Consider the following 22917-nt stretch of genomic DNA (forward strand, 5'->3'; position numbering starts at 1 on the left):
TTGAAGCAAAAATTAGCAATAACCGTCTAAACGGGTTAAAGGTAATTTTTGACCAATGGCTTTTTCAATTTCAGGTAGTGAAAAAGCATCATCTTCAGACAAGAAACTAATACTGACACCACGTGTTCCTGCACGACCTGTACGACCGATACGGTGTACATAATCATCAGACTGTTCAGGAAGTGTGAAGTTCACGACATGAGACACGCCATCCACATGGATACCACGACCCGCAACGTCTGTTGCAATCATGATGTTATGTTGACCATTTTTAAACTGATCAAGCATTTTCAAACGCTTATCTTGAGCGATTTCACCTGACAACATCACCACTTTATAACCGTCTTTTTTGAGATGATCATAAAGTTTACGCACTTGATCACGACGATTGGCAAAGATCATAACTTTTTCAATTGGTTCATCACGTAAGATGTCTTCCAGCAATTTATATTTATCAGACTTCGCCACCATGTAGACACGTTGCTCTACATCTGCATTAGTTTTTTTCTCAGGTTCAATTTCAACAGTTACTGGTTCAAACAACCATTGCTGTGCCAAATTTAAAACGTCATAACTAAATGTTGCAGAGAACATCAAAGTTTGTCGTTGTTCTTTACGTGGTGAAAAGCGCACGATACGTTTTACAGATGGAATAAAGCCCATATCTAATAAACGGTCAGCTTCATCAATCACTAAAAATTCTATTTGATCGAGCCAAACTTCTTTTTGTTCAACAAAGTCAATTAAGCGACCCGGTGTCGCCACCATAATGTCGACAAAATTACGATTTAATAGATTTTTTTGCTTATCAAAATCTACCCCACCGAGCAAAGTCATGACATTAAGATCAGTGTATTTCACTAATTCTTTTGCATCACTTTCAATTTGCAAAGCAAGTTCGCGCGTTGGTGCAAGAATCAATGCACGCGGTTCACCACGATAACGCTGTTCCTTAATTGGATTATTCAACAAGTCATTGATCACACTGACCAGGAAAGCCGCAGTCTTCCCAGTACCAGTTTGAGCACGACCAATAGCGTCATGTCCAGCCAATGTAAATTTTAAAACCTTTTGCTGAATAGGCGTCATATCCTTAAAACCCAAAGCATCAATGGCTTTTTTAAGGTTCGGATGTAAATTTAAGGTTTCAAAACCTGATGACATATAGATGTGCCCTAAATGAATAATCACAAAATTGCTGAAGCATTATAAACAAAAAACGCCCCAATTTACATTGGAGCGTTTTTGAGTACATTCAGACGATTAGTCTAAAGGTTGTACTTCTTCAGCTTGGAAGCCTTTTTGACCTTTAACAACGCTGAATTCTACGCGTTGGCCGTCACGAAGTGAACGGTGGCCTTCGCCCATAATTGCGCGGAAATGAACGAATACGTCGTCGCCGCCGTTACGTTGAATAAAGCCAAAGCCTTTAGTGTCGTTGAACCATTTAACAACGCCTTGTTCACGAGCTGTCATAAGTTAATCCTTATCGTATTTAAAAAAGAAGGACCACCCGGTGTTGCAAACAGCAGACCAAACAAGGTTAAAAAAAATATTTTTATTTCTAAGCTTGTAATCATTCTGTAAAACTATCAACAAAATCCCGGTTACATCCAAATATATCAAGAGTTAAGAGGCTTCACAGCCAACAAAAATCTTAACAACGCAACGAGCTTAACACGGGTTTACCGCAATTAATAGATTTTTTTGATCTATTTTCCTTTTGAATATTCTTATTTTTTCACATCGTTTGAGTTATAAATTACAGAGGATTTTTACCTATTTTAGGTTGGGATTTGGCACTGTATTTGCTAATATTTCCATTGAAATGTAAACATGTTGGATCTGCTTCGTGAGTGACAGCCAAAATTCGCTTTTAACTGTAGATGCAATGGGTAAACCCTGCCCGATGCCACTATTGATGCTCAAAAAAGCTTTAAAGAAAAGTCCAGACCAATCTTTATTGTTAATGTCATCGGATCCGCACAGCCAACAAGATGTATCACGATACTGTCAAATACATCAGTTAAACTGTGAAATGCGCAAAATTTCAGATTCTGAGTTTCATTACTTAATTGAATCTTAAAAAGATTCAGTTAAACTAAATTGCTTCATAATTGAATAAAAGTTTACATTTCTATACCCAATTTTCCATAATTTACGGAAATATTGGATTAAGATGAATCTTAGTTATTGGGCTTACCCATTTTTAGTTCTCAAGGAGAAAACATGAGTGACAGCAGCAATCAATTGATGCCCCTGTCATTATCGGCACCTGGGGTGAATCTTGGTGCTTATATTAGTACTGTTAATCAGATTCCAATTTTATCGGCCGAACAAGAAAAAGAGCTGGCCGAGCGTTATTATTACGACCAAGATTTAGACGCAGCTAAAATGCTGGTGATGTCGCATCTTCGTTTTGTTGTGCATATCGCACGTAGCTATGCAGGCTACGGCTTGCCACAAGGTGACCTGATTCAAGAAGGTAACTTGGGCTTAATGAAAGCGGTAAAACGTTTTGACCCAAATATGGGCGTACGTCTCGTATCTTTTGCTGTGCATTGGATTAAAGCAGAAATTCATGAATATGTGATTCGTAACTGGCGTATTGTCAAAATTGCGACCACTAAAGCACAGCGTAAATTATTCTTTAATTTACGTAGCTTAAAAAAGTCGTCTAAAAAATTAACTTTGGCTGAAGCACAGTCAATTGCCAATGACTTAAATGTGACACCCGAACAAGTCTTGGAAATGGAAGGCCGTTTAACCGCTTATGATGCTGCGTTTGAAGCTCAAGGTGATGATGACGATGAAGGTTCGACCCATGTCGCTCCTGCCCTTTATCTCGAAGATAACCGTTACGACCCTGCGCGTTTAGCGGAAGATGAAGACTACGAAGAACAAAGTACTTCAGCTTTACATGAAGCCATGGATCAGCTGGATGATCGTTCACGTAACATCTTACAACGTCGTTGGTTAGATGACGAAAAGTCGACGCTACATGAATTGGCGGCGGAATATAATGTATCTGCTGAACGTATTCGTCAGTTGGAAAAAAATGCGATGGAAAAAATTAAAGTCGCAATGTCTTCAAACTAAGTTGAAGGCTTTTCCCAGTCATACTAAAAAAGAGCATTTCGATGCTCTTTTTTTTATGCCTGAATATTGTCGAATGACAAACTGCAACACAAAAACTTTGGGCATTTTTGCTTTAACCCAAGGTACTAAATATGCTATGGTTATGCGCAAATTTTGTTAAGGTGAATGCACATGTGGATTGCCATTTCCGCACTTAACTTAGCTTTTGCTGTGATGCTTGGTGCCTTTGGTGCACACGGATTAAAAGCGCGCGCGACTGAAGCCCAATTGGCTTGGTGGCAAACTGCAACGGACTATTTCTTTTATCATGCACTGGGCTTACTTGCCCTCGCGATCTTATCCAAAGTCATTCCCCAACTTCCAATAAAAGCCAGTTTCCTGCTTATACAAATTGGTATTTTCTTCTTCTGTGGTTCTTTATATGTGATGGCTCTAGGCTTACCACGCGGTCTCGGTGCAATTACCCCGATTGGTGGAGCGCTGATGATTGCTGGATGGCTCATATTGGCATGGAATGCGTTTAAATACGCAAAATAATCAACAGCAGATATTGGCCTTACTCAATAGGCAAGGCAGCAAGAACGGAATCCACAAATGCAAATCTATTTAAATGGCGAAGCTACACAAACCGAATGTGTCAACCTCTTGCAATTGGTTCAACAATTACAACTGGAAGGCAAACGCTTTGCTGTTGAAAAAAATGAAATGATCATCTCGAAAAGTAAATTGGAACAAACCCCAATTGCAGAGCAAGATCATATTGAAATTATTCATGCCGTAGGTGGCGGCTAAAATGGAGCTCCCATGGAAGATACACCCCTAATCATTGGTTCACGTACATTTAATTCACGACTTTTAGTTGGTACAGGTAAGTACAAGGACTTAACGGAAACTGACCAGGCCATTCAAGCCAGTGGTGCTGAAATTGTGACCGTTGCCATTCGCCGTGTGAATATTGGTCAGCATCCAGACCAGCCGAACTTGCTTTCAGTGGTTCCACCTGAGAAATATACGATTTTGCCAAATACAGCAGGTTGTTTCGATGCGAACAGTGCGGTCCGTACTTGCATGTTGGCACGAGAACTCTTAGATGGTCACAATTTGGTTAAACTTGAGGTTTTAGGGGATGAGAAAACCCTATATCCAAATATTACCGAGACTTTAAAAGCTGCACGTACGTTGATTGACGATGGCTTTGAAATCATGGTTTATACCTCAGATGACCCAATAGTGGCACAAGAACTCGAAAGCATGGGCTGTGTAGCCATTATGCCTTTAGGTAGCCTTATTGGCTCAGGTTTAGGCATTCTCAACCCACATACTATTTCGATCATTAAAGACAACGCCAAAGTGCCTGTCTTGGTCGATGCCGGTGTAGGTACCGCAAGTGATGCAGCGATAGCGATGGAATTGGGCTGTGATGGCGTATTAATGAATACGGCAATTGCAGCAGCTCAAAACCCTGTTCTAATGGCTTCAGCGATGAAAAAAGCAGTCGAAGCCGGTCGTGAAGCATTCCTAGCAGGACGTATGCCGCGTAAACGCATGGCAAATGCCAGTTCACCTGAAACCGGATACTTCTTTAAATAAGAACTCATTCACGGTATAAAAGAGGACTCTATTGAGTCCTCTTTTTGATTTTGAAAACCTGATAACAATGAAAAAATCCCATATATTGTGTACTTTGAGTCTTTGTGCCGCATCTAGTTGGCTGTCTGCCCAAGTGCCTAGCACAGCCAAATCACTTGCGCCTCAAGGTTGGGAGATTTTGATGGCTACGACTGGCGACCTAAACAAAGATCAAATGCCAGATATTGCGATGATCGTGGAAAAACAAAAAGTCGATGTGGTGACCTATGATGACGATGGCAAAGTCGTTCATAACCATCCACGACAACTCATCGTATTTTTTAAAACCGCAAAGGGATATCAACGTATCGTTGAAAATAACAGTATCCCAGTCGCTCAGCAGCCCAATTCATGCTTACTTGATCCACTTGCTGAAGCAGAAGACATCCAAATCAGTAAAGGCAATTTACTCGTTCATTTTAGTTATTTTATGGCTTGTGGTGGCTGGGAATGGCCCCGACATAGTTATACCTTCCGTTGGCAAAATCAACGCTTTGACCTGATTGGTTTTGACTACAATAGCTTTCACCGAGCTTCTGGTGAAGAAACATCGAAAAGCTATAATTTTTCGACCTTAAAACGTAAGGAAATTGTAGGCGGCAATATGTTTGAAGATGCCAAAACTCAGACCAAATGGTCAACCTTCAAAGCACCACAGCAACTGACGCTTAAAAATATTAACTTTGATGATTTCTATACACAGTTCGAGTATTAAGCTAAACCTGAGCAATAAAAAACCGCCAATTTCGGCGGTTTTTTTAATTCAATTTGAATACACAACTTAAGGAATCAATCCTTCATCACGCATCGCAATTTGAACTGATTGGCGCTCTGCAACTTTGTTTCGTAATGCAATGATATTTTTATATGGCGTTAAATCATGTCCGATGCCATTTGACCAATTTGTCAGTACAAAGAGATAGGCATCCGCTGGGCCGAAGTTATCATCGACTAAATAATCGTTATCCGATTCACCAATCGCTTTATCGATATATGTCAATAAACGATCAATTTCTGCATAGGCTTTTTCTTTAGCGTCTGCATCTAGTGGAGCACCAAAGAATACGGCATAAGCATCATGTAATTCTGAGTTCAAATAGCCAAGCCATTCTAAAACTTTGGCACGACCTAAACCTGATGGCGGAATTAAGTCTTGTTTTGGATCATGCTGTGCAAGAAACGGTAAAATTGCCACGTTCTCGGTCAGGATCAAACCTGGGTTAATTTCTAATGCAGGCACATAACCTTTTGGGTTGATCTCGTAATAATCCACCCCTTTTTCTGTTTTATGGTTTTTTAGGTCAACACGGACCAAATCAAAATCGACATTAATTTCATTTAAAATTATATGTGATGCTAATGAACATGCACCTGGAGAATAATAAAGCTTCATATCTGATCCTTGTTATGTACTATTCAATGTTTTAAATCTCTTCTGTCAAACTTTCAAGTGATCAAACCTGTAAATTGCAAAAAAGCGTAAATGCTGAAACACATATACTCATTGACTATTGTCCATAATCAAGAAGATTTCAAGTCAATCTGTTATGCATTTTTATACTCAGTTGTTTTAACATAGCCGCGTTTAAGATTTGATGAAAAGTTACCGTGTTACAACTTAAAAAAGAACAATGGTTTTCCAATATTCGGACCGATGTGCTCGCTGGCTTGGTGGTTGGACTGGCGCTGATTCCAGAATCGATCGCTTTTTCAGCTATTGCTGGAGTTGACCCTCAGGTTGGTTTGTACGCTTCGTTTTGTATCGCTGTCACCATTGCCTTTTTTGGTGGTCGTACAGCAATGATTTCAGCTGCTACGGGTGCGATGGCCTTACTTATGATCACTTTGGTCAAAGATCATGGTTTGCAATACCTTTTGGCTGCCACGGTTTTAACTGGTGTGATTCAGATCATTGCTGGCTATTTTAAAGTCGCAAAACTTATGCGCTTCGTCTCGCAGTCAGTGGTGTATGGTTTTTTAAATGCTCTCGCGATTTTAATTTTTGTCGCACAGCTACCTGAAATGTCAAAGATGGATAGTTTGGGCTATGTGTTTATGCTTTTAGGGCTTGCGATTATTTATCTGTTTCCATATCTACCAAAAATTGGCAAAGCTATTCCATCACCGCTGATTTGCATTATTGTCCTCAGTGGCTTGGCATTATTTTTAGGTGCAGACCTGCGTACTGTGAGTGATTTGGGTAAGTTTCCAGAGACTCTACCTATTTTCTTGATTCCTGAAATTCCTTTCAATCTTGAAACCTTCACGATTATTTTCCCTTATTCCATCACCCTAGCAACAGTTGGCCTATTAGAAACCATGATGACCACGACAGTGATCAATGAAGTCACTGGAACCGAAGGAGATCGTCATCAGGAATGTCGTGGTCAAGGGATTGCCAATATTGTCAGTGGCTTTATGGGCGGCATGGCAGGTTGCGCCATGATTGGGCAGTCGATTATTAATGTCAGCTCTGGTGCGCGAACTCGCCTCTCCACTTTAGTTGCAGGTGTATTTTTGTTGTGCTTAGTGGTGTTCTTAAAAGACTGGTTGGCCTATGTCCCAATGGCGGCCTTAGTCGCGATTATGGTCATGGTATCGTTCACCACTTTCCAATGGAATTCAGTCAAGCAATTTTCAAAGCATCCGATCTCTTTTAATGTCGTGATGATTGCTGTGGTGATCGTGGTGCTTGCAACACATAATTTAGCCCTTGGCGTATTGGTTGGCGTGCTCCTCTCTGCGTTGTTTATTATCAATCAACTGGAAAGCTCGGTAAAAGTCACATCTGAACTTAAAGACAATATTCGTAGTTACACGGTCTATGGGCAAATTTTCTTTAGTAGCTCTGAGAGTTTTTATCAATTTTTTAATTTTCAGGAGAGGGTTAGTCATGTGCGAATTGATCTGAGTCATGCCCATATTTGGGATATTACCTCAGTCAATATTTTAAAAAATGTCGTGCAAAAATTTGAGTCAAGACAGATTCAAGTAGAGGTTTTTGGCTTAAATGAAGCAAGTAGCACTTTACTTGACCGTGTCAGTGACTAATGGATTTTTGAATATTCACTTTGAATCAAATCAATTTTCAATAAAGTGTGACCTATTGAAACCCTATGCAGGATGTATATAGCAAAGGGTTTCAAAGATCGAAGCTCTGATGTGTAATGACATTACATATAATACTAAGCCTATAAAAAAGAGAAAAATTCACCATTCATTCGATTTAACTGTATAATTCATCTCATAAAATTATAACTATTAAAAATAAAACAAAGATTTGATGTGACTTTCTATATATTTTTTTAAATTGTGGATACACAAAATTGGGGGAATTTTGATGGTTTGGTTTTGGTCACGACACTGCATTCAAGCAAATCGGCTGCTGGTCTTAGCGAGTCTATTTTGCCTGCTATGTTGTATCGCTATACCCAGTTTTGCCAATGCCACCCCACAGATCTCAAGCAGTCATTGTCCTGTTGAAATTACCCATATTGCCACAGCTAAAAGCGCTGTCGAGCAAGAGCGCCCACGTACAGGTTGGCAAAATCTGCAAAAGCTTCCAGACACTTGGAATAAACGTTGGCCGGATTATCATGGTATCGCTTGGTACAAAATCCAATTTAAGTTGAACTGTGACCTCCATCAGTTAAATCAACCCATTGCTATCGCTATACAAGGCATCACCCAAAGTGGACGGGTTTATATAAACGATGCCCTACTTTGGCAAGATTATATTTCAGCAGAACATTTTTCGCGAAGCCAACATCAACCTAGACTGTTGAACTTACCTAGCTCAAGTTTAAAGCAAGGTGTAAATACCATTTGGGTGCAAGTGTATGGTTCGGTGACCCAAAAATCAGGACTCAGTTCAGTTCAAATTGGGGAATACCCGCAAGTCTATGACACCTTTAAAATTTGGTTACTCGAACAACGACAATTAGTCGAACTCAATACGATGATTAATTTCGTCGTGGCTGTGTTCTTTTTTTTAGCATGGCTCGCCAATCGTAATGAAAGAGCTTACTTATGGTTAACCATCACTGGTATGTGTTGGGTGTTTTATAGCCTGTGTATTATTTTTAATGGGCCAATTGCATTTCTAACCACCGTACAGATCGACCGTATGCAAAATATCATTTTCTGCTTTTATACGGTTTTTGGCTGTATTGGTGCATGGTATTTTGCAAACCACCCATTTCCAAAAATTCAGAAACTATTATTAAGTCTTGCCACCATCGCCGCTCTCTGTATAGGTTTTGCGCCAGAGGCTTATTTAAAGACCGTCATCCAAATTTGTTTTAGCTTCTTTGTTTTGGTCTTTGTGGCCAAATGTATTAGCTACCCCTATTTAGCCTATAAAGCCAAAATGGCTGAAACCTATTTGCTTGCAACGCTGTATCTGATTTATTTACCGATTGCGGTACATGATGCTCACTTTATGATGACCATGGAAGGTCATGCGCTCTCACCATATACTGGCCCACTAACCACCCTCGTTTTGGGCGGCGTACTGGCTTTGCGTTTAGCTCGACACACCCGTCAAATTGAACGTTTTAATAAGACCTTAACTGAAAATGTACAACGAGCTGAACTGAAACTCGCCACTTCACTTGGTCAACAACATCAACTCGCACTTGAAAATGCACGACTTCAAGAACGAATTCATTTATCTCATGACTTACATGATGGTTTAGGCGGATCAATTGTCCGTTCAATTTTACTGTTAGAACAAAATGACAAAATTGAAAAACCACAAATCATGTCGATGCTTAAACTGTTCCGTAATGATTTAAGACAAGTCATCGATTCAGGTTCGAGTATAGGGACGAAAGTTCCGGACACCCCGATCGAATGGGCGGCGCCGATTCGCCATCGCTTTGTACAGCTCTTTGAAGAATTAGACATGAGCTCAAGCTGGAAATTTGCTGCCGAATGGATTCACTCACCCTCTGCGACTCAATGTCTCAATTTGACTCGTGTCGCAGAAGAAACCCTGACCAATATTCTAAAGCATAGTCAGGCTAGCAAAGTTCAAGTCAGTTTGTGCGAAACAGAGACTCAACTGATATTACGTATTGAAGATAACGGTATCGGCTTCAACCCTGACGAAGTTGAGCAAGGCCTACATGTTGGCCTCCATAGTATGCAAACACGAATACATCGTATCGGTGGTGAATTTAAAATACAGTCACAGCCGGGTTGTACCGTGCTTGAGGCCATTTTGCCGTTTAAGCTTGACGGTGCTGATAATGAAGATCTTGACGATAAAAACGCCTAGCTTAATGTTATTTCATCACTTTTGAGCTGAGCATTTGACTGCTCATTGCAAATGCTCAGCACGGCTTCAGTCGGTGAGATTGAGCAAAAAGCGGATTTATTCACGGTAAAAAATTTGACTTGTGCATCTCAGGACTTAAAATACCGCATTCGAATTTTTTACATTTGCCAAAGTTATGTCGAACGATCAATTAGACCAGCACGCAGTAGATCTGGATAACCTAAACGAACACCGTGAAATCGTGACGTTTATGCGCCGCTCTGCGCCACTTAATACTTCGCAACGTACTGCGCTGGAACAATATGGTCATCTAATTTTGGAATACCCTGTTGGTGATTTGCGTCAGCATTTTGAACACCCTGAACGCCCACTAACTGTAGAAATCGGTTTTGGTATGGGCCGCTCTTTGGTACTAATGGCAAAAGCAAATCCAGAACGCAACTTTGTCGGCATTGAAGTGCATGTTCCGGGTATCGCTCAATGTGTGTATGAAGCCGGTCTTGCAGGTTTAACTAACCTACGAGTATTGGATGCCGATGCCATCCAAGTGCTACGTGAAATGCCAGACAACAGTATTAATACTGTCCAATTATACTTCCCAGATCCATGGCAGAAGAAACGTCATTTCAAACGTCGTTTTGTATCTCATGACCGTATGCCATTGGTTGAAGAAAAATTAGAAATCGGCGGCACATTCCACTCAGCAACTGACTGGGAACCGTATGCTGAATGGATGATCGAAGTTCTTGAAGAACGTCCACGTCTTGAAAACCTTGCAGGTAAAGGCAATAGCTACCCTCGTCCAGACTGGCGTCCACAAACTAAATTTGAACGTCGCGGAATTGAAGCAGGCCATAAAATTAATGACTTCATCTTCAAAAAAGTAAACTAATTTTTGAATGAAATAAAAAACCACCGTTAGCGGTGGTTTTTTATTGCTGTTTTTGATCTAAGATTTATCTGTGTTGTTTCAAATCACAGGAAAACTGCTTACACCTAGGCTACTTGCGCTTGGAGCTGACTTTGACGAATCATATCCACGGCTTTTTCAGCAATCATCACTGTTGGGGCATTGGTATTGCCATTCACCACAGAAGGCATGATGGAGGCATCGACTACACGAAGGTTTTGAATCCCGTAGACTTTCAATTCAGGGTCAACCACAGACATCTCATCTACGCCCATCTTACAACTACCGACAGGGTGATAAACCGTATCCACACGCTGACGTAAGATTGCACGTATGTCATCATCGGTTTTGACCAGTGAGGTAAACAAATCTTGCTGATAATGACTCGATAAAGACGGCGACATCATTAATTGCTGCGTCAACTTAAAGCCTTGTACCAAATCTTCTAAATCCTGCTCATCCCCTAAAAAGTTTGGATCAATCAATAATGGATCATTTACACTAGAACCACTCAATTTGATCGTACCGCGACTTCTTGGATTGAGCAGACACACATGACACGACAAACCATGACTTGCATGAAATTTCCGTGCATGGTCATCTACTAACGCGACGACAAAGTGTAATTGCAAATTTGGTATCGCTAAATCGGGTGAAGACTTTAGAAAACCGCCACATTCTGCAAAATTTGAAGCAATCATACCCCGTCGTTCCTTACGATAGCGACTGAACTGCTTGAACATATCAATTGAGCCAGGTAAGGACACGCCAAATGTGCCTTGGTATTCTTTGACTTTATAACCAAAAATGAAATCGGGATGGTCGTGGAAGTTCTTTCCTACACCCGGTAGATGGTGTTTCACTTCAATGCCATGCGCTTGGAGCTCGGCCTGATCTCCCACTCCAGACAACATTAAAATCTGCGGTGATTGAATCGCACCGGCACTGAGCAAGACCTCTCGTCTTGCTTTTAGGTGTTTCATTTGCCCTGCATGTTGGACTTCAACACCTGTGGCCACTTTATCTTCTATAATGATTTTATGTGTTGTGGCTTTGGTCAATACAGTTAAATTTGGTCGGTTTAAATGCGGAAACAAATAAGCACGCGCTACACTACAACGCTCTCCATTGATATGCGTAACTTGATAAACCCCTAAGCCTTCTTGTTCTGCGCCATTAAAATCATTAAGGACTTTATGACCTTGTGCACGAGCCGCTTCGGTATAGCGTTGATGGAAAATATTGTCACTTTGTACATCTGTGACGGATAGAGGGCCGTCATTTCCGTGGAATTCATTGTGTATTCGGTTGTTATTTTCTGAGCGAATAAAATATGGCAAGACCTCGTCGTATGACCAGCCAGTATTGCCCTGTACCGCCCATTGATCATAGTCATTTTTATGTCCACGAATATAAATCATGGCATTAATACTGGATGAACCGCCAAGGCATTTTCCACGTGGTTGATAGCCTTTACGACCATTCAAGCCAGCTTGAGGCACAGTTTCAAAGGCCCAATTATTGATCTTGGTCGGCAAGCTCACCACGCATGCAGCTGGAATATTGACCGTCCACTGATCACCTTGCCCGCCTGCTTCTAGTAAGCACACAGATATATTCGGATCTTCACTGAGGCGTGCAGCCAGTACGCACCCCGCACTTCCGCCACCAATCACAATGTAATCAAATTCCATTTTTGACATTATTTTCATCCAATTGATTATTTTTATAAATGCACAATAATGGATTTAACGCTGACTGAAAAATTTCTTTCTTAAAATAATGAGCGCGATACCGAGCAAGAAAAAATGAGACTATTGATCAAAATTTTGAGGCAAGCGTCACTCATGCAAGGTAGCAATAATATCTGTCAAAATAATCAATGAACTTGATAAGCCCAATCTTGGACTCTATTATTTTTTAATTTATCGACATTTAAAAGCACAGTAAGCCGCATAGCTAAAGATTTGACTGAAACAATAAATTTGATCAAAGCCTATTTCCGTCAGTAAGCTTTGATAGTGCTGCTGGCTAATCAGTTCAAAATCATCCTCTAAACGCTGCATCATTTTTGTCGCTTGTACAGCAGATAAACCTTGCATTTGGCAAAATTCAGGTAGGACACGCTGCTCAAAATTCGAATGAGTTTGCATCAAGTCAAAACTTACAAAAATGCCCTGCGGTTTAAGCAGTTCAAATGCTTTTGCTAAAAAATTCGTTTTCTCTGACAACGCAATGAAATGCGTCACCAAGATACTCAGCACCGCATCAAAACAACTTACTTCCTCAAAAGCAGTATGACTGCCCAAAACAAAATTGACGCGATGCAACTGTCCAGCGGCTTCAACGCGTTGCCGTGTTTGATTCAGCATATTTTCAGACAATTCTGTAACGGTAAATGACCATGTTGGATTCAAGGCCATGAGATAACCCAATTCATAGCCCGTCCCACATCCAATGATCAGTACATGGGCACCTTCAGCGACATGGCAATTCAACACCGCCTGAATTTGTTGATGGACAAGTTCATAGCCGGGAATTAATTTTCGTATATGTGCATCATAACTTTCGACCACTTGTGGGCTATTAAAATCTTTTGCCATGTAACATCCTGTTTGACATGTATGTCTAAGCTAATAAATATTCATTGTTCTATATGGATTGTTTATTTCTGATGATGCCCAAGAATCTGCTGACTCAACATTTCATAGACCGCTTTCAGATCGACTTGATCAGCTTGCTCAAGCATATTGGCATGCATCTGCATGATATTTTGATCCCCACGCATTGCAGGGCCTGTTTGCATGTTACGTGGTTCAGCCTGAGTAGCTTTATTGGCTGTCTCTAAAATCAAAGGATAAAGTAAGCTAAATTCGACTTGTTTTGCATCAACAATCTGCTTTGCCATGTCATAACAATAATTACTAAAATTACAGGCAAACACCGCAGCAAGATGCAGACTTAAACGCTGTGCCGAATCATATTGATAAACCCTTTGGCTTATGCTGTTTGCTAAATCTGTAAGTGTCCTCAAATCTGTAGAATCCGCCGCTTCTACAAAGATCGGTGTCGACGTCCAGTCCACATCTCGGTCTAAACTAAAGGTTTGTAAAGGATAAAACACACCTGCTCGCGAATGCTGTTGGGTCAGTACCGTGATATTGGTGCTACCAGACGTATGCACAATCAAAACCTGTGGCACATAGGCTGTAACTTGCTGAATAATGGTTGCAATCGACTGGTCGCTCACCGCAATGATCAAAAGATCAATCTCAGCATTCAACTTAGCTGGGTTATGAATAGCTTCTGCACCTACTCTGGCTGCAAGTTTTTCTGCATTATCAAGATTTCGCGCATAAACTTGCACAATGTGATGTTGTGGATGAAGCACATTGAGCAAATGATGTGCAACACGACCTGCACCCACAATACTGATTCGCATATAGTTTTAACTCATTTTGGATGGCTACAGCATGTCAGGAAAATATCCGACGTGCAAATCGAGTCGTATCGATAGAATGATTTATTTTCAATTCTTCGCATCAGTTTCGCTCAGATAAGCACAAAAAAAGGGATGCACTTCATCCCTTTTGCTAGACGTCAATCTGCGTCTGATTCATGTCATGTCCATTTCAATCTAGACAATATCCACGATATGCACTTTAGCTTTTACGATTTACCAATGATCTGATTCAGAGTCTGTAGGTATTGTTCTGCATCGCGGCGCGCATTGAATTTCTTTTCAAATACACCTGTGTTTTGCACACTATTGGGTGTGTATTCTACCGAAACAACAAAGGTATCAAGCAAATCTCTATTAATTCGAATTGCAATAATATGATGTGAGTTTAAATAAAAACCTTCATCAACCTTAACTAACATGACCCGCCTCAAAATCTTGCACAATGAAATAGATAAAAAAATCTAAACATTCATGAACTTGGATGCCTTACCGCATACAGTCATTCATGTGTTAGACCTATTTTATTGTAGCGCCATTATGTGATTTATATTGCAATTATTATGTAATTTAAATAAATGCTCAGAGAAATTTTTTGAGTTTCAGTCATCTAAACATGATTGATTTTCAATCCTAACTAAAGTTTAGATAAAAAAGACTGGATATAAAAAAGCCTGCTGCCATACCTATGACAACAGACTCATTTTAGTAGGACTGATTTAACTCAAATCAATCGTACAGAGAGGTTGAATGATTAAACACTCAACATACTGTTTAATGTTTCTGACACATTCTTCGATTTCACAACAGGTTTAAGTGCTTCAAGTTTTGCTTTGACTTCACTACGCTGCGGTTCTGCCAAAGTGTACCAACGGGACAAAATTTGCAGTAAACGTGAACCGACAATTGGATTCTTCTCATCGAGGAATTTTGCCAATTCAACAATGTGCTGCACACCAAAACTCCATGTGTTGACAGGATTGCTATTTAAACCGCCTGTAACCGCACGAATATGGTTCGGTACTTTCAAGTCATAGTCAGGATGAGCAGTCAGTGCATTGATGGTTTCCGCAGTTGCTTTCGGATGTGCCGCTTGCAGCATAAACCATTGGTCCATCGACAAGGCTTCATTTTTAAAGCGTGTGTAGAAAGTTTCTAAAGCTTGCTGTGCTTGTGGTGCATCATTCCAAACCAATACTTTTAAAGCACCAAGACGTTCAGACATATTGCCTGTAGAGCTAAATTGTTCATAGGCCAATTCAAATACAGAAGCATCGCCTTGACGTGCCATCATGCTCAACATGATGTTTTTCAATGCACGAACACCCATGGCTTGTGAGAACTCTTTCTGCGCATCAGGGTCTAAAGTTGCATAAGTCTCTTTAAAGAAAGCACCTAACTCACGTGCCACACGACTTAAAAGTGCTTCACGCTGTTCTTGCACTTGGGCAGGACTGTAGTCGGCATCAATACGGCTACCTAAATAACCCTCTGTCGGTACATCGAATAAACGTGAAGCAAGTAGTGGATCACGCTCAACCAATGCTGGTAATGTATTTTGTATAGCTTGGACATAGATGTCAGCATCATGGCCATTTAACAAAATACGTTCTAACAAGGTTTGGCTGGCTTGCCATTGGTTAAAACCATTCGGCTCGTACTGCATCAGGAAAGCAAGCTCTTCATCTGAATAGTTAAATTCAAGATTAACAGGTGCAGAGAAATTACGCAGTAAAGACACAACAGGCTGGGTTTTTACACCGCTAAATGTAATCGTTGCAGTATCGGTATCAAATAAATACACGCCATCTTTGATGCCATTTTCAACCAATGCATCTGAGCTGAGAACTAACTGTTCACCACTCGTCGCATCAAACAATGCCAAAGCCACAGGAATTGGCACTGCTTTTAAATTTGGATATTTCGGATGCGCTTTTAAGCTTTGTTTCAAACTTAAAGTATAGGTTTGATTTGCAGCATCGTACTCACCTTTTGCTTCAAGTTTTGGTGTGCCCGGTTGGTTATACCAAATCAAGAAACTCGATAAATCTACACCTGAACCTGCTGTTAGTGCTGCCACCCAATCTTCAACAGTCACAGCTTGACCATCATGGCGTTTGAAATATTCGTCAGTACCTGCACGGAATTTTTCTTTGCCCAGCAATGTCGCCATCATGCGGTTAATTTCCGCACCTTTTTCGTACACTGTTGCGGTATAGAAGTTATTAATTTCAACAAAATGATCTGGACGCGGTGGATGTGAAAGCGGGCCTGAATCTTCAGGGAACTGATGTGCTTTTAACACTGCAACATCATCGATCCGTTGTACCGCAGCAGATTGTAAATCTTCTGAGAACGACTGATCACGGAATACCGTCAAACCTTCTTTTAAACAAAGTTGGAACCAATCACGACAGGTAATACGATTACCTGTCCAGTTATGGAAGTATTCATGTGCAATCACAGACTGAACGCGCATGATCGCAGCATCAGTCGTATATTCTTCATCAGCAAGCACACAAGAGGTGTTGAAAATATTCAAACCTTTGTTTTCCATTGCACCCATATTAAATGCACTGGTTGCCACGATCATATAATTGTCTAAATCATAAGGACGACCATAATGTTCTTCGTCCCAACGCATCGAGTGCTTTAAAGCTTCCATCGCAATATGACATTTTGGAATGTCTTTTTCTTCTGCATAGATTTCTAAAGCAACATTACGACCTTCAGACGTCACATAAGAGTCTTTGAGTACTGCCAAATCACCAATCACACAAGCAAATAGATACGATGGTTTTTTGGTTGGATCTTGCCAAACGGTATAATGACGACCTTCCCCGGTTTCACCCGCTTCAATCAAATTACCATTGGCAAGTAATACAGGGAATTTTTTATCCGCTTCAACACGTGTAGTAAATACCGATAGCACATCAGGACGGTCAGGATAATAGGTAATTTTACGGAAGCCTTCAGGCTCGTTTTGAGTGACGAATAAATCGCCTGCCGCTTGGTATAAGCCTTCGAGCTGAGTATTGCTTTCAGGATGAATCACGACTTCAGTTTCAATGACAGCTTGGTCAGGTGCATTTGAAATCACCAGTTGTTCTGCATCTACAACATAGGCATCTACTGGCAAAACTTGACCATTTAAGCGAATTGATTTGAGTTCCAAATCACGACCCAATAACACCAAATCCCCTGCCGTTTGACGCTGCATCACTAATTTTGCATTTACATTGGTATGGTCATCAAAGACTTGAATATCTAGATCGATACTATCTACGACAAATGATGGTTTTTGATAGTCTTTTAAATAAACAGTTTGGTCTGCTTCGACCACTGGATTTGCCGCAATGTTCATATCTCGTCCTATTCCTTAGTTATTGCTTCATCAGCTTTTTGAACACATTGTGAATGACTTGATCATACGACAAGATGCATAAGCTGTCTTCGCATTTACAATGATTTATATATGGGCTCAGCGCATGTTGTTTTCAATCATCTTTATTGAATAATTTAAAGGCTGGCACATATTTTCGCCATGTTTAAGCAAAATAAATGCCTGAGTTGAGTACAGCTACTGCAATATGCAAATTATTTATTTACCTCAAATAAATAAAGCGCCTATATACTAGAAAGAGAAAGTACAGGTGCTTAATCCATCTGTACGTTCAAATTATTGCGCTCAACCTTTCCTGCTTAAGACTTAGAGGATTATTAATTTGCGAAAATTAAATCGAGCGCGCTGTCATAGTCTGCAGCAAAGTAAAATTGAAATGCCGTGACTTTTGAGGTGAGGAATTGCTGAATTTCTGACGTTGCACCCGCCACATAAATTTTAGATACTTGATGTTGCTGCGCCAGGCCAAGTAACTCGATCGTCTTTTCTAAAGTTTGATCATGCCCAATAATCAGCGCGCCAACCGTACCCTGTGGCTGCTTATATAATTGCATGCGAGTGATATTGCTGTTTTTAAGTGCGTCTGACATGTGTATTCCATACAAAGAAAGGATAAAAAAGATCAAAACCTTAAGAATTCAAGCTGAATCATGCTGTGTATCAAGTTCAGTTGATTCCGCTTGGTTTCATTTCGAGAAGCCTAGATCATTAAAAATTATAAGCTCAATATATACAAATATACTTTTCAAATCCAATCGCTTAGGTGTTTCCTTCCAAAAAGCACCTTAGTACGCAATTCATATCAATCTTCTAATTTGCATTTGATTGCATACTTCTGTTTAAACCATGCACCAAGATGTTTCTTTTTCAACAGTTCAAGCATTTTGAGAACGCATCTAAGATAAAAGGATTCATTATTATTATTTTGTTACTTTTAAATTAATACCTTATTTTCAATACTTTAGCAAATAAATACACAGTTTATCTGCTTTAAAATCTCTACTCAAAACATTTGAGCATGCGTTTTGCACCTACTTAATTGCCAAAAGCAAAATATTCAGACTAAAACAAAAAGAGGTGCATTATGTTTATTAAAGAACACATCATCCGTATTGAAAATATGAAGACCCTGCAAGCACTTGATGCTGCAAATATCGACCATCAGGTGATTGCAATGTTTATGACCTGCGAAGGGATTCCACTCAAAGCCTTTGAGGTCAGTTCATTACTTAACTCATATAGTGCATTAGGCACTAAAAAAGTTGCGTCTAAAAAAGTGCAAGCTTTAATACAAGCCAAACAACTTGGAGAGGAGGACGAATCGATCCCATGCCCAGCCGCCTATTAATAATCCATTCTGACTAAAAGCTGCATCATCACTATGCAGCTTTTTTATTTGTCGACATATCGCCTGAGCTGCCGCAACTGAAATTGCAAACCCGTCTTTAAACAGAGATGTGTATAATCAATTTAATCTTTCAAAAAACGTTGGCAACATGTTCAATATTCTACGCAAACAAATGGATGAAAGTACGCAATGCCCGTTGTGTCGTGCATCTATGTATTGGGTAGATGCTGAAAAATTAGATGAGCAAGAATTTAATTTTTATCAGTGTAGCCACTGTCATCATCAAATATTTCCAGAACAGCAATACAACTGCCATTGTGAAAACTGTCAGGCCGCACGAAAAAAACTACTCAAAGAAACCCGTTTACAAGAACAGCGTAAACTTAAAAATAAAGATATCGTTGAACGTGAATTAAGTGAACTGAGCTTTTTACAGAAACTCTTTTTGCTGGCTTTATTGGATAATCACGTCAAAGAACATACGGCACATCAAGAATTTATCGACTGGGACGCTATTAAATACCACAACATCAGCCCGAATTATCTCTTCCAACAATCACTCAAAAAGCATCTCGTGCATGAGCAAATTTTGATTGTGAAAGATGATGCGCTACAAGCTGAACAGTATTATATCAATGTCCGTCTGGATGGCTATTCGGAGCCCAGTCTTTTTAGCGTAGCGCAGCAACTCCGCCATTGGTTTTATGAAAATTTAGCTCTGGGTGTTCCTTTTAAAAGTGCTGACGAAGTGAAAGAATGCTTGTATCTCCTACTGTTTCAAGAAATTGTGCAATTCATGCAGTTTTATTGTAAGACATGGGGTATTCAAATTGCAGGAAATAAAAGCTTTCAAGTGTTCTGTTATCGCCTACTCGACCATCTAGCGGTTGGGCAGATTTACTATATGATTCAGTCAGCACTCGAATACCTACATAAACAAAAAGCCCTGCAAGTACGTAATGAAAATTTCATTAATACCAATCTGTTAAAAAAGACCTTACAGCAATACCGTGAACGTGGCTTACAGGAAAAATGGGAAACCTTTACCCTCCCTCGTCCGCCACAACTCCCCTTTAGTAAAATGAGTGAAATTTTGCTTTTTAACTTTTTAGGACTCGATGAAAGTATTTTTGTGCAACCGATACGCCATGCGTGGAAAAAAATCGAACCTCGCTTAAATTTTTATTCCACAAAGCGCTGCATGTACTGTGGTTCACAAGAGCTCTCTGTCGATTATGATGCCGCAGATTATGTGACCCTGTTCTGCCGTAATTGTAAACATCAAGACCATTACTTCACCCGCTAAGGGAGAAAACAATGAATCAATCTGAAAATTTTGAAACGACCATGAACAGTGAATTGACTGACTTAAATAGCCCTCTTTTGCAAAGCGTTATCAATGCGTGGATTGAACTTCAATCCAAACAACCCTTGGTGCATATCATCACCAATGCAGTCGCGAGCAATTATGTGGCCAATGTCCTTTTGGCTGCGGGTGCTTCTCCTGCAATGATTGACAATCCCTTTGAAGCTGAAAGCTTTGCCTCGATTGCCAGTGCATTGAATATCAATTTAGGCACGCCAACGTCTGAACAAATGCAGGCCATGCAAATTGCTGCACAAACAGCACAAAATTTAAATAAACCTTGGGTGCTTGACCCTGTCGGTTATGGCCCCGTTTTGCCATGGCGATCTGAAATGGTTGACCAATTACTCCAATACAAGCCAAGTATTATTCGCGGCAACGCATCAGAAATTAGCGGTCTTGCAGGTAACCAAGGTGAATCCCGCGGTGTCGATAGCACGCTAAATAGTGCAGAAATTTATTTAAATGCTGTGCCCTTGTTAGAACACTGTGAATGTGTGGCAATTTCAGGCGAATCAGATTTCATCTTATCGAAAGAAATGAATGCAGTGATACAGATTAATGGTGGGTCTTACTTACAACCCAAAGTAACGGCTTCAGGCTGCGCTTTAGGTGCGTTAACAGCGGCGTATTGCGCCGTAAGTGAAACGCTAACTGCTGGCACGATCGCAGCACATTTGCACTTTGCGATTGCGGGTCAAAAAGCCTATGAAATTAGCTCAAGTGTCGGCAGTTTTAATGTTGCATTTTTAGATGAAATTTATAATCTCAATGAAGATGATTTCAATCAACTTGCCAACATGCAAATTTATGCACTATGAAGCTACGATAGCTTGAGAAAAAAAACAGCTTGAGTAAATGGCTCAAGCTGTTCAGGGATTCATACTGTTTTGTACTAATTAATATGCGACAAAAAATTTACTGTGCCGTACTGTCACTTGCAGCATTGGCATCAAACATTTCTGAATCTTCGATCGTTTCTGTTGGATTACTCAAAATCATGTCGAGGTCATAGTCCCCCGCATAAATAATATTTTTGATTTTTGAACAGTCGCCATCACTCATTTCATAATTTAAGACTTTGGCTTCATCACCAATTTTAAACTCAGCACGAACGACGTTTTTATTTTCATCAAAACTCAGTTTAGGCTGAACGCCTTTTTTCGAATCTTGCTGCGGATCTTGGCTATCCGTGAAAATATCGAAATCCACATTACACGCTTGTTGCGACTGCTTACAGTTAATTTCTGCTTGCATACGTTCCGCTAACGATGGCTCAAAATAGGCAGTAAGTTGATCTTTACTCAAAGCATGCAATTTCAACTCTTGATCATAAATTTGTTTGACCAGTTTTTCGGGGGCAACACATTTCTGCGATTGCTCCTGTACTTTTTGCTCTGCTGGCTGACAAGCCGTTAAAAAGATCGCCGCGCCGAAACCGAATAATCGATATATCGTCATTTGTCGCATAACACATCCATGTCCATCATTAAACTGCCCGCCCAACTGCCAGATTCATACTTGCTTCAAAAATAGTTGAAACATTTAATTTACAAATACACATTAAACCCATGCCATCAAAATAATCTGGCACGTGCTGCATAAAAAATTGAACATGTTCATCAGATTTTTTCCGTAGCCGAACCAATTGCTCAGGCGTCACCTTCGGTAAATCACAACGATGAACAAAAATATCCTCAGCGCGATGCTGCACATCATGCTGACGGATTTTATAACTGTTTAAAACATCCGCATACTCAGTGGGCATCGGGACACCATGCCTTGGATAAAACTTAACAGAGCGCGAGGCAAATAATGTATATACCTTTGGTTGTGCCAATGTAGCCACAAACCACATCGGAATCGCTGGAAATCGAATCTGATGCTGCATCGCCACTTTAATCGCCGAATTTAAGGTCAGGTTTTTCCGCCGGTAATCTACCAATACCCCTGCCCGTGAATTAAAAATAAAAATCGGCCGATTGTTATGCATAATTTTTAATATACGCACAATGTTTTGCCCGATCAGTTTATCTTGCTCAAAATACTGAATAATTGGTAATGCTACAATATCGGGGTCATGCATGTATTGATAAAGTTGCTCAATTTTCGATGTCGGGAAAATACGTTGATCAAACTCCCAGAGCCGTTGAAACAACTCATGTTTTTCTTCAGTCGTGAGTTTACTAAAATCAATGATATTCTCAGTGATCGCCATACCAACACCCATTTTTTAATGGATTAACTTTGAATTTCTTCAAAGTACCTAGTTATAAATTTGTCAAAACCGATATTTAAAATGAAATAAAAATTATTAATAGATCATCTATGATGATTAAAACCCCGAGTTAAAAATGAATCACTATTTAACCTAATGCTTTTTTAAAACCAACCCTATCAATATTAATTACTTTTGAACCG

General features: G+C 40.1%; 23 protein-coding genes. 12 read left to right on the forward strand and 11 right to left on the reverse strand.

Annotated elements, in window-relative coordinates; genetic code table 11:
• Positions 1–12 precede the first annotated feature (12 nt).
• Together rhlB and FTU83_RS05315 are read right to left on the reverse strand one after the other, a co-directional pair.
• A complete protein-coding gene (rhlB, locus tag FTU83_RS05310; protein WP_180003018.1) occupies positions 13–1164 on the reverse strand; it encodes an ATP-dependent RNA helicase RhlB in 1152 nt (383 codons plus the stop codon).
• Between the two features lie 99 nt (positions 1165–1263).
• Positions 1264–1476 (reverse strand): cold-shock protein, encoded by a 213-nt coding sequence (locus FTU83_RS05315; RefSeq protein WP_005014923.1) that lies wholly within the window; start codon positions 1474–1476, stop codon positions 1264–1266.
• 415 nt (positions 1477–1891) lie between these two features.
• Here FTU83_RS05315 and FTU83_RS05320 point away from each other — a divergent pair, with 415 nt between their 5' ends.
• The 6 genes from FTU83_RS05320 to FTU83_RS05345 all read left to right on the forward strand — a co-directional run bounded on the left by FTU83_RS05320 (position 1892) and on the right by FTU83_RS05345 (position 5443).
• Positions 1892–2086: a sulfurtransferase TusA family protein gene (locus FTU83_RS05320; protein ID WP_168378952.1), complete on the forward strand. Its 195-nt coding sequence runs from the start codon at positions 1892–1894 to the stop codon at positions 2084–2086.
• Between the two features lie 143 nt (positions 2087–2229).
• The gene (gene rpoH, locus FTU83_RS05325; protein WP_078188879.1) at positions 2230–3099 is read left to right on the forward strand and encodes an RNA polymerase sigma factor RpoH; all 870 of its coding nucleotides are present in this window, start codon (positions 2230–2232) and stop codon (positions 3097–3099) included.
• Between the two features lie 171 nt (positions 3100–3270).
• Positions 3271–3636: a DUF423 domain-containing protein gene (locus FTU83_RS05330; protein ID WP_078188880.1), complete on the forward strand. Its 366-nt coding sequence runs from the start codon at positions 3271–3273 to the stop codon at positions 3634–3636.
• Positions 3637–3693: 57 nt separating this feature from the next.
• Positions 3694–3891, forward strand: a complete 198-nt coding sequence (gene thiS / locus FTU83_RS05335) for a sulfur carrier protein ThiS (protein ID WP_111885686.1) — start codon at positions 3694–3696, stop codon at positions 3889–3891.
• A gap of 12 nt (positions 3892–3903) precedes the next feature.
• Positions 3904–4689, forward strand: a complete 786-nt coding sequence (locus FTU83_RS05340; RefSeq protein ID WP_111885685.1) for a thiazole synthase — start codon at positions 3904–3906, stop codon at positions 4687–4689.
• A 181-nt stretch (positions 4690–4870) separates the two neighbouring features.
• On the forward strand, positions 4871–5443 hold the full coding sequence (locus FTU83_RS05345; RefSeq protein ID WP_180041314.1) for a hypothetical protein: 573 nt from the start codon (positions 4871–4873) through the stop codon (positions 5441–5443).
• Positions 5444–5509: 66 nt separating this feature from the next.
• Here the strand turns inward: FTU83_RS05345 and FTU83_RS05350 are convergent, their stop codons facing one another.
• The gene (locus FTU83_RS05350; protein WP_078188886.1) at positions 5510–6121 is read right to left on the reverse strand and encodes a glutathione binding-like protein; all 612 of its coding nucleotides are present in this window, start codon (positions 6119–6121) and stop codon (positions 5510–5512) included.
• Positions 6122–6336: 215 nt separating this feature from the next.
• Between FTU83_RS05350 and FTU83_RS05355 the strand changes: the two genes are divergently transcribed.
• From FTU83_RS05355 to trmB, 3 genes are all read left to right on the forward strand, one after another.
• Positions 6337–7779 (forward strand): SulP family inorganic anion transporter, encoded by a 1443-nt coding sequence (locus tag FTU83_RS05355; RefSeq protein ID WP_180105840.1) that lies wholly within the window; start codon positions 6337–6339, stop codon positions 7777–7779.
• 289 nt (positions 7780–8068) lie between these two features.
• The gene (locus FTU83_RS05360) at positions 8069–10009 is read left to right on the forward strand and encodes an ATP-binding protein (protein ID WP_180105841.1); all 1941 of its coding nucleotides are present in this window, start codon (positions 8069–8071) and stop codon (positions 10007–10009) included.
• A 175-nt stretch (positions 10010–10184) separates the two neighbouring features.
• Entirely contained in the window at positions 10185–10901 is a 717-nt protein-coding gene (gene trmB, locus FTU83_RS05365; RefSeq protein WP_078188891.1) for a tRNA (guanosine(46)-N7)-methyltransferase TrmB, read from the forward strand.
• A gap of 104 nt (positions 10902–11005) precedes the next feature.
• Here the strand turns inward: trmB and FTU83_RS05370 are convergent, their stop codons facing one another.
• From FTU83_RS05370 to FTU83_RS05395, 6 genes are all read right to left on the reverse strand, one after another.
• Positions 11006–12622, reverse strand: coding sequence for a GMC family oxidoreductase (locus FTU83_RS05370; protein ID WP_180105842.1), 1617 nt, complete (start codon positions 12620–12622; stop codon positions 11006–11008).
• A 222-nt stretch (positions 12623–12844) separates the two neighbouring features.
• Positions 12845–13522, reverse strand: a complete 678-nt coding sequence (locus tag FTU83_RS05375; protein WP_180105843.1) for a class I SAM-dependent methyltransferase — start codon at positions 13520–13522, stop codon at positions 12845–12847.
• 62 nt (positions 13523–13584) lie between these two features.
• Positions 13585–14361 carry a Rossmann-like and DUF2520 domain-containing protein gene (locus FTU83_RS05380; RefSeq protein ID WP_180105844.1) on the reverse strand — a complete coding sequence of 259 codons (777 nt, stop codon included), beginning with the start codon at positions 14359–14361 and terminating at the stop codon, positions 13585–13587.
• A gap of 227 nt (positions 14362–14588) precedes the next feature.
• A complete protein-coding gene (locus tag FTU83_RS05385) occupies positions 14589–14801 on the reverse strand; it encodes a hypothetical protein (RefSeq protein ID WP_078193638.1) in 213 nt (70 codons plus the stop codon).
• Positions 14802–15133: 332 nt separating this feature from the next.
• The gene (gene pepN, locus FTU83_RS05390; protein ID WP_180124308.1) at positions 15134–17743 is read right to left on the reverse strand and encodes an aminopeptidase N; all 2610 of its coding nucleotides are present in this window, start codon (positions 17741–17743) and stop codon (positions 15134–15136) included.
• Positions 17744–18099: 356 nt separating this feature from the next.
• Positions 18100–18372 (reverse strand): hypothetical protein, encoded by a 273-nt coding sequence (locus tag FTU83_RS05395; RefSeq protein ID WP_180105846.1) that lies wholly within the window; start codon positions 18370–18372, stop codon positions 18100–18102.
• Between the two features lie 494 nt (positions 18373–18866).
• Here FTU83_RS05395 and FTU83_RS05400 point away from each other — a divergent pair, with 494 nt between their 5' ends.
• The 3 genes from FTU83_RS05400 (at position 18867) to thiM (ending at position 21317) form a co-directional block, all read left to right on the forward strand.
• Positions 18867–19130, forward strand: a complete 264-nt coding sequence (locus tag FTU83_RS05400; RefSeq protein WP_078193641.1) for a hypothetical protein — start codon at positions 18867–18869, stop codon at positions 19128–19130.
• A 148-nt stretch (positions 19131–19278) separates the two neighbouring features.
• Positions 19279–20436: a hypothetical protein gene (locus FTU83_RS05405; protein WP_180105847.1), complete on the forward strand. Its 1158-nt coding sequence runs from the start codon at positions 19279–19281 to the stop codon at positions 20434–20436.
• Positions 20437–20447: 11 nt separating this feature from the next.
• Entirely contained in the window at positions 20448–21317 is an 870-nt protein-coding gene (thiM, locus tag FTU83_RS05410) for a hydroxyethylthiazole kinase (RefSeq protein WP_180105848.1), read from the forward strand.
• A 97-nt stretch (positions 21318–21414) separates the two neighbouring features.
• Here the strand turns inward: thiM and FTU83_RS05415 are convergent, their stop codons facing one another.
• Positions 21415–21966: a hypothetical protein gene (locus FTU83_RS05415; RefSeq protein WP_180105849.1), complete on the reverse strand. Its 552-nt coding sequence runs from the start codon at positions 21964–21966 to the stop codon at positions 21415–21417.
• Between the two features lie 19 nt (positions 21967–21985).
• Positions 21986–22714 carry a hypothetical protein gene (locus tag FTU83_RS05420; RefSeq protein ID WP_180105850.1) on the reverse strand — a complete coding sequence of 243 codons (729 nt, stop codon included), beginning with the start codon at positions 22712–22714 and terminating at the stop codon, positions 21986–21988.
• Between the last annotated feature and the right edge of the window lie 203 nt (positions 22715–22917).

This window comes from Acinetobacter sp. YH12152, assembly GCF_013418285.1.
Taxonomy (GTDB): Bacteria; Pseudomonadota; Gammaproteobacteria; order Pseudomonadales; family Moraxellaceae; genus Acinetobacter; species Acinetobacter amyesii.